Source organism: Camelimonas lactis, assembly GCF_004342915.1.
GTDB lineage: Bacteria > Pseudomonadota > Alphaproteobacteria > Rhizobiales > Beijerinckiaceae > Camelimonas > Camelimonas lactis.
In genome coordinates, this window is record NZ_SLWL01000017.1 from 55,128 (window position 1) to 68,780 (window position 13,653).

At 65.5% G+C, this 13,653-nt stretch carries 11 protein-coding genes; 8 read left to right on the forward strand and 3 right to left on the reverse strand.

All coding sequences use genetic code 11. The features are described 5' to 3' along the window. Positions 1–36: 36 nt before the first annotated feature. A complete protein-coding gene (locus EV666_RS15635) occupies positions 37–708 on the reverse strand; it encodes a DUF1007 family protein (RefSeq protein WP_245514476.1) in 672 nt (223 codons plus the stop codon). Between the two features lie 362 nt (positions 709–1,070). Between EV666_RS15635 and EV666_RS15640 the strand changes: the two genes are divergently transcribed. From EV666_RS15640 to EV666_RS15675, 8 genes are all read left to right on the forward strand, one after another. Then, the gene (locus EV666_RS15640) at positions 1,071–3,119 is read left to right on the forward strand and encodes an AMP-dependent synthetase/ligase (RefSeq protein WP_376884626.1); all 2,049 of its coding nucleotides are present in this window, start codon (positions 1,071–1,073) and stop codon (positions 3,117–3,119) included. Then, complete coding sequence (locus EV666_RS15645) at positions 3,116–3,946, forward strand: ABC transporter ATP-binding protein (RefSeq protein ID WP_132010229.1); 831 nt, start codon at positions 3,116–3,118, stop codon at positions 3,944–3,946. Before EV666_RS15640 ends, EV666_RS15645 begins: the two co-directional genes overlap by 4 nt. Before the next feature lie 107 nt (positions 3,947–4,053). Beyond that, complete coding sequence (locus tag EV666_RS15650) at positions 4,054–5,004, forward strand: branched-chain amino acid ABC transporter permease (RefSeq protein WP_132010231.1); 951 nt, start codon at positions 4,054–4,056, stop codon at positions 5,002–5,004. An 11-nt stretch (positions 5,005–5,015) separates the two neighbouring features. After that, the gene (locus EV666_RS15655) at positions 5,016–6,092 is read left to right on the forward strand and encodes a branched-chain amino acid ABC transporter permease (RefSeq protein WP_132010233.1); all 1,077 of its coding nucleotides are present in this window, start codon (positions 5,016–5,018) and stop codon (positions 6,090–6,092) included. 107 nt (positions 6,093–6,199) lie between these two features. After that, positions 6,200–7,528 carry an ABC transporter substrate-binding protein gene (locus tag EV666_RS15660; RefSeq protein WP_132010254.1) on the forward strand — a complete coding sequence of 443 codons (1,329 nt, stop codon included), beginning with the start codon at positions 6,200–6,202 and terminating at the stop codon, positions 7,526–7,528. Positions 7,529–7,781: 253 nt separating this feature from the next. Next, positions 7,782–8,621 (forward strand): ABC transporter ATP-binding protein, encoded by an 840-nt coding sequence (locus EV666_RS15665; RefSeq protein ID WP_207906435.1) that lies wholly within the window; start codon positions 7,782–7,784, stop codon positions 8,619–8,621. Between the two features lie 259 nt (positions 8,622–8,880). Beyond that, a complete protein-coding gene (locus EV666_RS15670) occupies positions 8,881–10,206 on the forward strand; it encodes an MFS family transporter (RefSeq protein WP_132010237.1) in 1,326 nt (441 codons plus the stop codon). 380 nt (positions 10,207–10,586) lie between these two features. Continuing rightward, positions 10,587–11,573, forward strand: coding sequence for a cyclase family protein (locus tag EV666_RS15675; RefSeq protein ID WP_245514477.1), 987 nt, complete (start codon positions 10,587–10,589; stop codon positions 11,571–11,573). A gap of 179 nt (positions 11,574–11,752) precedes the next feature. Here the strand turns inward: EV666_RS15675 and EV666_RS15680 are convergent, their stop codons facing one another. Both EV666_RS15680 and EV666_RS18310 read right to left on the reverse strand, forming a co-directional pair. Beyond that, a complete protein-coding gene (locus EV666_RS15680) occupies positions 11,753–13,060 on the reverse strand; it encodes an MFS transporter (protein WP_132010239.1) in 1,308 nt (435 codons plus the stop codon). Positions 13,061–13,420: 360 nt separating this feature from the next. Next, positions 13,421–13,653: hypothetical protein (locus tag EV666_RS18310; RefSeq protein WP_207906431.1), on the reverse strand; the 233-nt coding region annotated here is incomplete at its 5' end.

Below are 13,653 nucleotides of genomic sequence, written 5' to 3' on the forward strand. Positions count from 1 at the left end.
TATGGGTCATGGGCATATGGTTCACAGGCATGTGGTTCACGGGCAGGCCACCACCACCTTGTTGGCGAACTGGCTGCCATAATCGGAGGCCTGGTTGAGGGCATTGAAGAAATCCTCGGTCAGGTTCCGGGTTTGCGGCGGCGGGGCCCTGGGGCGGGTGATGCTGGTGACGCAGCCGGCGGGGGCGTGCTCCAGAGTGATGGCGCCATCGCCATCGGCGAGCGAGAACGCCACGAAATAGGTGGGGTCCGAAATGTCGAGCATCAGCGCCTTGCCAGGAGCCGCCGGCTTTTCGAGCGGCAGCAGGAAGCCGAGCGCGATCTGGCCGTCGACCATATCCATGGCGCCGTCCCTAGGCGGGCTGAATGTGGTTTTGGCGCCGTTGATCTTCAGGTTGGTGAACCAGCCGAATTCGGTGAGGCCGTCGATGTTCTCCTTCGCCAGTCCGGCCAGCTCCTCGCGCGAAAATTTGCCGTCGCCGTTCTTGTCCAGACCCTGGACAGCGTAGGCGGAGAACGCCTTGTCGAAGAGCCAGCGGTGGCGAATGGCGGTGACGCGACCCTGCTGGTCGAACACCAGCGCGGCCGAGGCCGTGACCCACACATGGGGGTGCGCCAGCGCCGGCAGCGCCTGGAGCGCCAGCGCCACGGCGACCGCCAGGGCGACCCCGGCCATGCGTCGGCCAAATCGGAAACTGTTGCCTCTCATGCGGCTCCCCGGCGCTGGCCTTTTTGCTGTCATGCCAGAACACGAAGACACCACATCTCCACGTCCTGGATAAGTGTCAGGCGCCGCCCGCGCCTGGCTCGCGCGCGACGGCGCATTGCATCAATGAGATTACTTATCGGCGATTACTTGTCAGCGATTACTTGCCGGGGCCGGTCGGGGCAAGTACCTCGCCCGGCACGGCGGACGATGTGAGGCAATTCGACAATAGTATGGCGAAAGTCGCCGTTTTGACGTGTTGTGCCGCTCATGTATTTCTGCAAGGCTCTGTGCTGACAGGATAAAAATGCGTCGCCAAACTTCTGCGAATGACGGCAAGGCGCGATCTGGCTGGAGGAAATCGCGTGTCCGCAGCCATTCCAGAGGCTGAAAATTTCACGCAAGGCGCCGTTCAGGCCCCCGCGCCGGCGGCGGCCGCGTCTGGCGAAACCTTTGCCCGGCTGCTTGACCTGCACGCGGCGGACCGTGGCGCGCGCCCGGCCTGGCGGCACAAGGATCGCGGCGTCTGGCAGACCTGGACATGGGCGGAAACCCGCCGCGAGACGCGCGCCATGGCCAGTGGCCTCGCGGCGCTCGGCGTGAAGCGCGGCGACAGCATCTCGATCATCGGCTTCAACCGGCCGCGCCTGTACTGGGCGGTGATGGCGGCGCATGCGCTCGGAGCCACGCCGGCGCCGGTCTACGCCGATGCGGTGGCGGATGAGCTGGCCTTTGTCTGCGCCCACGCAGGCGCCCGCTTCGCCGTGGTGCAGGACCAGGAGCAGGTCGACAAACTGCTGGCGGTGGCCGACCAGTTGCCGGAGCTTCGGGGCATCATTTATGACGAGCCGCGCGGCCTGCGCGACTATGACCATGGCCAGTTGCATGACCTCGACCAGGTGATGGCGCGGGGGCGGGAGCGGCTGGCGGCGCAAGGTGTTGGCGGCGAGGCGTGGCTGGACGCGGAGATCGCCGCCGGGCGCGGCGCCGACCTGTCGGTGATTCTCTACACCTCCGGCACCACCGGCCGCTCCAAGGGCGTGATGATCAGCCATGAGCGCGCCGTCGCCGCCGCCCGCAGCACCTGCCAGTTCGACCGGCTGGACGAGCGGGAGGAGGTGCTGGCCTATCTGCCGCTGGCGTGGGTGGGGGACCACTACCTCACCTTCGCCCAGGCCATGGTCGCCGGTTTCTGCGTCTGCTGTCCCGAATCGGCCGATACGGTGACCGAGGATCTGCGCGAGATCGGCCCGACCTATTATTTCGCGCCGCCGCGGGTGCTGGAGAGCCTGCTGACGCGCATCACCATCCGCATGCAGGACGCTGGCCGGTTCAAGCAATGGCTCTACCGGCGGTGCATCGCCGTGGCGCGCCGTCATGGCGAGGCCATTCTCGAGGGCCGGCCCACGCCCGTCGCCGGGCGGCTGGCGTATGCGCTGGGCGAGGCGCTCATCTATGGTCCCCTGAAGAACACGCTGGGTTTCTCGAAAATCCGCGTGGCTTACACGGCGGGCGAGGCGATCGGCCCGGAGCTGTTCTCCTGGTACCGGTCGCTGGGAATCAATCTGAAGCAGCTATACGGCCAGACGGAGGCGTTCCTGTTCGTCACCGCCCAGCCGGACGGGCGGGCGCGGCCCGACACGGTGGGGCCGCCGGCGCCGGGCGTCGATCTGCGCATCGCCGATGACGGCGAGGTGCAGTTCCGCTCGCCAGGCATGTTCACCGGTTATTTCCGCGAGGACGACAAGACCCGCGAGGCGATGACGCCGGACGGCTGGGTGAAAACCGGCGACGCCGGCTTCTTCACCAGCGACGGCGACCTGAAGATCATCGACCGGGCCAAAGACGTCGGCCGGCTGGCCGGCGGGGCGCTGTTCGCGCCGAAGTACATCGAGAACCGGCTGAAGTTCTATCCGAACATCAAGGAAGTGGTGGCCTTTGGCGACGGTCGCGCCGACGTGGCCTGCTTCGTCAACATCGACCTGACGGCGGTGGCGGCCTGGGCCGAGCGCAACAACGTGGTCTACGCCTCCTATCAGGAACTCGCCGCCCACCCCCTGGTGGCCGAGCTGCTGCGCCAGGACATCGTCGCCGCCAACGCCGCGCTGGCGCAGGAAGAGGCGATGGCGCCCTCGCAGGTGCGCCGTTTCATCATCCTGCACAAGGAGCTGGACCCGGACGACGGCGAACTGACGCGCACCCAGAAGGTGCGGCGCGGTTTCATCGCCGAGCGCTACGCGCCGCTGGTGCGGGCGCTCTACGACGGCTCCGCCGAGGCGGACATCACGACGGAAGTCACCTTCGAGGACGGCCGCAAGGGCCAGTTGTCGGCGCGGCTGCGGGTTCATGAGCTGGACGGCGGGCAGCACCAGGCGCGGGCGGATCAGGTGCGGGCGAATGGGGGGCGGCCATGAGTAACCAGATCATCGGCGGCCCAGGGCTTTTCAGCCGCAGGGACGACAGCGTGGCGAAGGGCGAGCCGCTGCTCACCGTGGAGAACGTTTCCCTGCGCTTTGGCGGCGTCAGGGCGATCAGCGACGTTTCCTTTGATATCCGCAAGGGCGAGGTGCGGGCGATCATCGGCCCCAACGGCGCCGGCAAAACCTCAATGCTCAATGTCATCAACGGTTTCTATCATCCGCAGGAGGGCCGCATCAGCTTCCGCGGCCAGACGCGGCGGCGCATGCGCCCCTCCCATGCGGCGGCCCAGGGCATTTCGCGCACCTTCCAGAACGTCGCCCTGTTCAAGGGCATGAGCACGCTCGACAACATCATGGCCGGCCGCACCCTGCACATGAAGCGCGGCTTCTTCTGGCAGCTGTGGCGCCATGGCCCGGCGCTGGACGAGGAAATCCGCCACCGCCGCGTCGTTGAGGAGATCATCGATTTTCTGGAAATCGAGGCGGTGCGCAAGACGCCGGTCGGCAAGCTGCCCTACGGCCTGCAGAAGCGGGTGGAGCTGGGCCGGGCGCTGGCCATGGAGCCGGACCTGCTGCTGCTCGACGAGCCGATGGCGGGCATGAACCTGGAGGAGAAGGAGGACATGTGCCGCTTCATCCTCGACGTCAACAACGCCTTCGGCGTCACCATCGCCCTGATCGAGCACGACATGGGCGTGGTGATGGATCTTTCCGACCGGGTGGTGGTGCTGGAGTACGGCCGCAAGATCGCCGACGGCGCGCCGGACGAGGTGAAGGCTTCCCAGGCCGTCATCGACGCCTATCTCGGCGTGGCGCACTAGCGCGTTTGCGGCGGGATCCGCCGGGAACGCTTCATATCTTTGATCTGACGCATGTTTGTCATTAAAGTGGCGGTCACTTTTCAGAGAATGCTCCGGGAGACGGGACGATGCTCTACAACATCTTCATCGATCCCTTCGTCCAGATGGCCGGGGCGCCGGACCTGCTGGTCCAGGCGCTGTGGGACGGGCTGGTCTCCGGCGTGCTCTACGCCCTGATCGCGCTTGGCTTCGTGCTGATCTTCAAGGCCTCCGGCGTGTTCAACTTCGCCCAGGGCATCATGGTGGTGTTCGCGGCGCTGACCCTGGTTGGCCTGTATGAAAAGGGCGTTCCGGCATATGTGGCGCTGGCGCTGACCCTGGTGGTGATGTTCCTGCTGGCGGTCGCGGTGGAGCGGGTGGTGTTGCGGCCGCTGGTCAACCAGCCGGACATCATCCTGTTCATGGCCACCTTCGGGCTGACCTATTTCCTCATTGGCTTCGGCGAACTGGTGTTCGGCGGCAATCCCAAGGCGATGATCACCGCGCAGCTCGGCCTGCCGCGCGGCGTCATTGATGTGGAGATGCTGGGCGGGCGGGTGTCGTTCCAGAAGATCGACATCGCGGCCGCGGTCATCGCCTCCATCATGGTGGCGGCCCTGGCGGTGTTCTTCCAGAAAACCCGCATCGGCCGGGCCCTGCGCGCGGTGGCGGACAGCCACAAGGCGGCGCTGTCGGTGGGCATTTCGCTCAACCAGATCTGGGTGATCGTCTGGTTCGCCGCCGGCGTGGTGGCCCTGGCCGCCGGCATCATGTGGGGCGCCCGCTCGGAGGTGTCGTTCGCGCTGGAGATCGTGGCGCTGAAGGCGCTGCCGGTGCTGGTGCTGGGCGGCTTCACCTCGGTTCCGGGGGCGATCGTCGGCGGGCTCATCATCGGCGTCGGCGAGAAACTGGGTGAGTTTTACTGGGGGCCTCTGGTGGGCGGCGGCATCGAGACCTGGCTGGCCTATTTCATCGCCCTCGCGTTCCTGCTGTTCCGGCCCCAGGGGCTGTTCGGCGAAAAAATCATCGAACGGATCTGAGGGGCCGCGCCATGCTTTACCGCGAAACCGGTCAGTTCAAGACCAGCTACAAGGCGGATATGGCGGTGTTTCCGATCCGCCAGGACCGCATTGGCCTTGCCGTCATCCTGCTGCTTGCTTTCGTCGCGACGCCGCTGTTCGGCAGCGCTTTCCTGCTCAGCGCCGTGATGATCCCGCTGCTGGTGTTCGCGCTGGCGGCGCTGGGGCTGAACCTGCTCACCGGTTACACCGGCCAGCTCTCGCTGGGCACCGCCGGCTTCATGGGGGTGGGCGCCTACGCCTGCTACAAGCTCACCACCTTCTTTCCCGAGGTGAACCTGATCGTCTGGATCCTCGCGTCGGGCTTCTTCTCGGCGGCGGTCGGGGTGCTTTTCGGCCTGCCGTCGCTGCGCATCAAGGGCTTTTATCTGGCGGTGGCGACGCTGGCGGCGCAGTTCTTCCTGCAATGGTGCTTCATCCGCATTCCGTGGCTGTACAACAACAACGTCTCGGGGGCGATCGAGGCGCCGGTGCGCACCCTGTTCGGCATGCCGATCACCGGGCCGCACGCCACGCCGGAGCTGCGTTATCTGGTGGTGCTGTCGATCGTCGCGCTGCTGACGTGGATCGCCTCGAATCTGGTGCACGGGCGGGTGGGGCGCAGCTGGATGGCGGTGCGCGACATGGACATCGCCGCCGAGCTGATGGGCATCCGCCTGTTGCCCACCAAGCTGCTGGCATTCGCCGTGTCGTCTTTCTATTGCGGCGTCGCCGGCGCCCTGATGGTGTTCCTCTGGTACGGTTCGGCCGAGCCGGAGGTGTTCTCCATCAGCCAGTCGTTCCTGATCCTGTTCATGGTGATCATTGGCGGCCTTGGCAGTCTGATCGGCTCGTTCTTCGGCGCGGCGCTGATCTACGGCCTGCCGATCGTGCTGAAATCGCTGTTTCCCATGCTGGGGCTCAGCGTCGGCGCCGCCACCATCGAACACATCACCTTCATGGTCGTCGGCGCCATGATCATCGGCTTCCTGATCGTGGAGCCGCACGGGCTCGCCAGCATCTGGCGGACCATCAAGCAGAAGCTGCGCGTCTGGCCGTTTCCATATTGAGGCGGGCCGGCGCGGGGCGACACGAACGGACGAAACCATAACGGGCCAGCGCCAGCAGCAACGGCAGGGCGCCGCGCCGCACATGGAGGACGACAGCCATGGGTTACATGAGCAAGGTTCTGCTTTCGGCAGCCTCGGGCGCCGCCATGCTTCTGGGCGGGCAACTGGCGCCCGTTCAGGCGCAGGACGGCAAGGACGCCAATTTCGTGCCGCTGTTCACCTATCGCACCGGGCCGTTCTCCGGCTCCGGCATTCCGATCGCCAACGGCATGCGCGACTATCTGGAAATGCTGAACCAGCGCGATGGCGGCATCGGCGGCGCGAAGATCGTTATCGAGGAATGCGAAACCGGCTACGACACCAAGAAGGGGCTGGAGTGTTATGAGGCGGTGAAGGGCCGCAACCCGGTGATGGTGAACCCCTGGTCCACCGGCATCACCCTGCCGCTGATCCCGCGCGCCGCCGTCGACAGGATCCCGGTGCTGTCCATGGCCTACGGCCTGTCGGCATCGGCCGATGGCCAGACCTTCCCCTGGATTTTCAACCCGCCCAACACCTATTGGGACGGTCTCTCCGTCATCATCAAGCATATCGCCGATGAACTGGGGGGACTGGACAAGCTGAAAGGCAAGAAAATCGGCTACATCTACCTCGACGCCGGTTTTGGCAAGGAGCCGATCCCGATGTTCGAGCAGTTCGCCAAAGACCTTGGCTTTGAGCTGAAGCTGTATCCTGTGGCCGCCACCGACATGCAGAACCAGTCATCGCAATGGCTTGGCGTGCGTCGCGACAAACCGGACTACATGGTGATGTACGGCTGGGGCGCGCTCAACCCCACCGCCATCAAGGAAGCGGCGCGCATCAACTATCCGATGGACCGCTTCGTCTCGATCTGGTGGCCGTCCGAGGACGACGCCCGCTCCGCTGGCCCCGGCGCCAAAGGATTTCGCGAACTCAACTGGCATGGCGTCGGCACGGATTTCCCGGTGCTGAAGGACATCCAGAAACACGTGATCGACAAGGGGCTGAGCAAGGTCGCCAAGGGCAAGGAAGGCGAGGTGCTCTACAATCGCGGCGTCTACAATTCGATGCTGATCGCCGAAGGCATCCGCAACGCCCAGAAGCTCACCGGCAAGAAGGCGGTGACCGGCGAGGACGTGCGCCGGGGTCTGGAGGCCATCAACCTGACGCCGGAGCGGCTGAAGGAGCTGGGCATGGAAGGCTTCACCGATCCGCTGAAGCTGAGCTGCGCCGACCATAACGGCCATGGCGCCGCCTTCGTGCAGGAGTGGGACGGCCAGAAATACGTGAAGATCGGCGGCCCCATCAAACCGATGGAGGACAAGGTGGGCCCGGTCGCGGCCGCCGCGGCGAAGGACTACGTGGAGAAAAACGCCGGCTGGCCGAAGCGCACGGAAGCCTGCGACAGCAAATAAGCGCCGTCCAGATGGCTGGAGGGTGACTGGAGCCGGCAGGCTGGCTCCAGTGGTCAGGGACAACCGCGCTGATGCCGCGGCAAAGTTGTCCCTGACGGACGCGCTTTCGTTGTGCGAAGCGGTGCGCGCCGGGCGCAGGAACGCCAGCGGGCGCGCGCCGCGATCCGGCTGCATGGGGACAGGATTGGGGCGCGGATCTGGCCGGGCGTGTCATCAGGGAGCAGAACCAATGGCGATGGACAGCAGCGCGGCCATGACGCCGCCCGGGGACGTCAACCGCGAGGCTGGCCGCGACGTCATCCTGGCCGTCAACAATATCGAGGTCATTTACGACCACGTCATTCTGGTGCTGAAGGGCGTTTCGCTTGAGGTGCCGCGTGGCGGCGTCGTCGCTTTGCTTGGCGGCAACGGCGCCGGCAAGACCACCACGCTGAAGGCAATTTCCAACCTGCTGCGGGCGGAGCGGGGTGAGGTGACGCGCGGCTCCATCATGTTCCAGGGCGAGCGCGTCGATCGCATGAGCCCCAACGAACTGGTGCGGCGCGGTTGCATCCAGGTGATGGAGGGGCGCCATTGCTTTGGTCATCTCACCATCGAGGAGAATTTGCTGACCGGCGCCTTCACCCGCCGCGACGGCGCGGCGGCGATCCGCCAGGACCTGGAGAAGGTGTACGGCTATTTTCCGCGCCTGCGTGAGCGGCGCAAATCCATGGCCGGCTATACCTCCGGCGGCGAGCAGCAGATGTGCGCCATTGGCCGGGCGCTGATGTCGCGCCCGACGCTGGTGTTGCTGGATGAGCCGTCCATGGGGCTGGCGCCGCAGATCGTTGGCGAAATCTTCGAAATCGTGAAGGAACTGAACGCGAGCGAGGGCGTATCTTTCCTGCTGGCCGAACAGAACACCAACATGGCCCTCAAGTACGCCACTTACGGTTACATCCTTGAAACCGGGCGCGTGGTGATGGACGGCGACGCGGAGATGCTTCGCGCCAACGCGGACGTAAAGGAGTTTTACCTGGGGGTGTCGGAGGGTGACCGCAAATCTTTCCGCGCCGTCAAGAGTTATCGCCGCCGCAAACGCTGGTTGACGTAAGCAGCGAGCCCCCGCGCCCTGTCATCGTCATCTGGCCCGCGTGGCGCGGAGGAATTGCGCGCCTGGCGCGGCGAAAGCGCCGATGCCGGCGGCGCCGGCCGCGCCCGCCTGGTCGTGTTGTGACCAGATTGGGACATATGGGGAGAAACTGCCCCGGATTGGGGCGGCGGGCCGGAAAAATCCTGGCCCTGTTATTGATTTATCGTTGATCGGCCCTATGCCGGGCGCGGGGGTTGATGATGAATTGCAGGAGCTGTTCATGAGTCATGCCGCCACGCCCCCGGCGACCGGGTCCGATATCAGCGAAATGTCTGATGGAAAACGTATTTTCGCGATTTTCGCAGCGTCTTCCGGCAATCTGGTCGAATGGTTCGATTTTTACGCCTATGCGTTCACGGCGGTTTATTTCGCGCACGCCTTCTTTCCCAAGAGCAATCCCACCGTTGAGCTGATGAACGCCGCGGCGGTGTTCGCCATCGGCTTCCTGATGCGGCCGATCGGCGGCTGGCTGTTCGGCATGATCGCCGACCGCTTCGGCCGCAAGCGCTCGATGATCATCGCCGTGCTGATGATGTGCGGCGGTTCGCTGATGATCGGTCTGCTGCCGACCTACCAGAGCATCGGCGTTCTGGCCCCGGCGCTGCTGCTGTTCGCCCGCATGGTGCAGGGCCTCTCCGTCGGCGGCGAATATGGCACCAGCGCCACCTACATGAGCGAGGTGGCCAAGGCCGGACGGCGCGGCTTCTTCAGTTCCTTCCAGTATGTGACGCTGATCGGCGGCCAGTTGCTGGCGTCGCTGGTCGTGCTGATCCTTCACGCGACGATCGATGACGAGCACATGCGGGCCTGGGGCTGGCGCATTCCGTTCTTCATCGGCGCCATCGCCGCCCTCATCGCCCTGTTCCTGCGCCGCACCCTGACCGAGACGCTGTCGGACGATCACGCCCAGCGCAAGGAGGCCGGGTCGCTGCGGGCCCTGCTGGCGCAACACCCGAAGGCATTCCTGCTGGTGCTTGGTCTGACGGCCGGCGGGTCGCTCATGTTCTACACATGGTCGACCTACATGCAGAAGTATCTGATCAACACCACGGGCCTGCCCGCCGCCGCCACCAGCGTGGTGATGACCGCGGTGCTGTTCATTTTCATGCTGGCGCAGCCGGCGTTCGGCGCCCTGTCGGACCAGATCGGCCGCCGCACCTTCATCATCATCTTTGGCGTGCTGGGCATTGTCTGCACCGTGCCGCTGCTGGCGCGGATCGCCACCGCGTCGACCCCCTTCATCGCTGGCGCGCTGGTGCTGGCCGGCATGCTGATGATCAGTTTCTATACGTCGATCAGCGGCGTGGTGAAGGCCGAACTGTTTCCGCCGGAAGTGCGGGCCCTCGGCGTCGGCTTTCCCTATGCGGTGGCCAATGCGGTGTTTGGCGGCACCGCCGAATACGTGGCGCTGGCCCTGAAGAACGCCGGCCATGAATCCTGGTTCGGCTGGTATGTCACCGCCATGGCCGTGCTGGTGCTGGTGGTTGGCCTGCTGATGCCGGACAACCGCAAGGAAGGTTATCTGCGCGGCGACGGCATCCACTGAGCCGGGGCGACTTTCCGCGCTGACGTCAGGCGCCGGCGCGACAGTGAACGACCATCAACGGGCGCTCCGGCCAGGCTGGAGCGCCCGTTGTGTTTTGCGGACTCTCCAGAATTTCCGCCCATCGTTCATGAAAAATCAGGCGCGGTCGACGTAAGCGACGGCTTTTCCTTGCCAGACACGAAAGTGTGGGCTGCGGGAAGCTTGATTAATGCTTGCCAGGCGCCGCACACTTCATGCGCCGGGGGCGTCAGGACAGGCGCGAAAAGCGCCGCCCATGCAACGGCAATCTCGAAGAGCCACGGCCGCCTGGTGAGATGGGCGGGCAAACAGGTCTGCGGGGAGGACAATTCATGACATTTGTGCCTGTATCCAGGGAACGCATGGCCACCGCACGGCGGGCAGGTCTGGGGGCGGCGCTGGCGCTGGCCATGGCGGCGGCGTCGGGCGGCCAGCTGCTGGCAAAGGACGACGCGGCGCCGGCCGGGAAAAGCGAACAGGACTGGACGAAGTCCAAGTGGGGCCCAAAGGATGAGGTGGGCGCCGCCAATTACCAGACGCCCGATCTGGTGAAAAAGGCGGCCGACCTGGTCAAGACCGGCAAGGTTTACAACCTCGCCATGGAGTCCAACCTGTCGTTGCCGGCCTATGAGCCGCGCAAGATGGAGATCATGGTGGTGCAGCCGGCACAGGCCGGTCCCGCCGGAACCTTCGGCCCCAACAAGGCCACTTACAACGACGACATGATCGTTGGCTGGAACGGCGCCGGAACCCATATCGACGGTCTTGGCCATCTTGGCGTCGACCACGTTTATTACAACGGCCACAAGATTCACGAGTTCGCCGACATCAAGGGCCTGAAGAAGCTGGGGCTTGAAAAGTTTCCGCCAGTGGTGGCGCGCGGCGTGCTGCTCGATATCGCCGCGCTGAAAGGCGTCGACATGCTGAAGGAAGGCACGCCGATCAACAGCAAGGAAATCGAGGAGGCGGCGAAGAAGCAGGGCGTCGAGATCCGTCAGGGCGACGTGGTGCTGCTGCACACCGGCTGGGCCGACATGATCGGCAAGGACAACAAGAAATATATCGCCGTGCAGCCGGGCCTTGGCATGGACGGGGCCAAATATCTGACCGGCAAGGGCGTCATCGCCATCGGTTCGGATACGGCGGCGCTGGAGGTGCTGCCGGGCGAAACCAAGGATCTGTTCCCGGTCCATCAGGAGCTGCTGGCGCGCAAGGGCACCTACATCCTGGAAAATATCGTCACCAGGGATCTGGCCGCCGACAAGGCGAGCGAGTTCATGGTGATCCTGTCGCCGCCGCGCATCACCGGTTCGGTGCAGGCGATCTTCACCCCGGTGGCGGTGCGGTAGCCGGCTGACCCCGGGCGCGGGCCGCATCGGTTGTGGTCTGGCCGTGGCGCGCGCCTTTTCCTCGGAGAAGCGCTGCGCCGGAACAGGAAAGGGCGGCCGGAGCCGCCCTTTTGTCCATGTATGGCTTGCGTATGGGCGGCGCGGGGCAAGCGCCTTACGCCAGCCGTCCGCGCCGCCGCTTACTCCGCCGGACTGATCGCCACGCTGTGGCTGGCGATGCGCCGGGCGGCCAGCCCCAGGGCCGCGGCGGTCAGCAGGGCGGCGATGGTCAGGTACCAGCCCACGGCGCCGAGGCCGTGGGTGGTGGCCAGCGAGGTGGCGATGTAAGGCGCCAGCGAGGCGCCGAGGATGCCGCCGATGTTGAAGGTCAGCGACGAGCCGGTGTAGCGCACCGAGGTGGGGAACAGTTCGGCCAGCGCCGTTCCCAGCGGGCCATAGGTGAAGCCCATCAGGGTCAGGCCGATGATTAGGTACAGGCCGACCAGCCAGATGTTGCCGGAGCCGAACATCGGCCCGGTGAAGAAGCCGAAAACGGCGATGGCCAGGCTGACGCCGATCAATACCCACAGCCGGCCGAGACGGTCGGCCAGGACGGCCGACACCGGAATGCCGAGGCCGAAGAACACCACCGCCAGCATCTGCAGGGGCAGGAATGTATCGCGCGGAATGCCGAGGCGGGCGGTGCCCCAGCTCAGGCAGAACACGGTCATCAGGTAGAACAGCACGAAGGTGGCCATGGAGCCGATCGAGCCGAGCACCAGGGCGCCGGGGTATTCGCGCAGCACGGCGAGCATGGGCGCGCGCACCCGCTCATTATGCTGCACGGCTTTGCGGAAGGCCGGCGTCTCCGTCACCTTCAGCCGCACATAGAGGCCAACGAGCACCAGCGCGGCGCTGATGATGAACGGCAGTCGCCAGCCCCAGTTCAGGAACTGCTCGTTGGTCATCATGTGGTCGAGCGCCAGAAACGAGCCATTGGCGAGAATGAAGCCGATGGGCGCGCCCAGCTGCGGGAACATGCCATACCAGGCCTGCTTGCCGGGCGGGGCGTTCTCGGTGGCGAGCAGCACGGCGCCGCCCCATTCGCCGCCAAGGCCGAGCCCCTGACCCAACCGGCAAAGGGCCAGCAGCAGCGGCGCCGCCACACCGATGGTTTCGTAGCCAGGCAAAAGGCCGATCAGCACCGTGGAAATGCCCATGGTCATCAGCGCCGCCACCAGGGTGGCCTTGCGACCGATGCGGTCGCCGAAGTGGCCGAAGATCGCCGCGCCAATGGGGCGGGCGAAAAAGGCGATGGCGAAGGTGGCGAAGGATTGCAGCAGGGCGCTGGTGGGATCGCTGGCCGGGAAGAACAGCCTGGGGAAGATCAGCACCGCGGCGGTGGCGTAGACATAGAAATCGAAGAATTCGATTGTCGTGCCAATCAGGCTGGCGGCGAGAACCCGCGCCGGTGAATTGGCGGGCGGGGCGACTGTTGAACTGGACACGCTGCGGGCTCCGGCATGCTGTTGTCTGGCGGGCCCGGCGCGATCGCCGCGCGGTTCAGAACCGCGACAGGCGCGCCAGCCACCCGGGAGGAGCGGCTGGCGCGCACTGGCGTCTGTTCTGGCGGGAACCCATTGTGACGCTGCGTAAATCGCCGGCGTCCCGCCGGCAATACTGCTTTCGCTGCATCAGGGTCCCGCTGGTCACATAGCGTCTCTCTCCAGGCGCCGGAGATGTCTTGCGTCGTATGGAGAGAAAGGCGTTTCATATTCCGGGTTTGACGCGCCTTGCGGCGGAGGTCCCGTCCGGCCCGTCCGGCCGCCTGACGCCGCTGTGGCGGCTGGCGCCTGACCGTCGCCGCATCAGGTTTCCGCCGGCGCCAGGGCGTCGCAGACCGGACTTTGCCGCGCCGCGACAGCAAAGGCGGCGGCGGAGACCAGCGCGGTGATGGTCAGGCACCAGCCGACGGCCGGGAGGCCATGGCGGCTCGCCACAAAGGTGGCTGCGTGTTCCACGGGATGGTGGGCACTGATTCCACCGGATGATGGGCGCGCGTTCCACGCGATCATGGGCAGCATTTCCACGGCATCGTGGG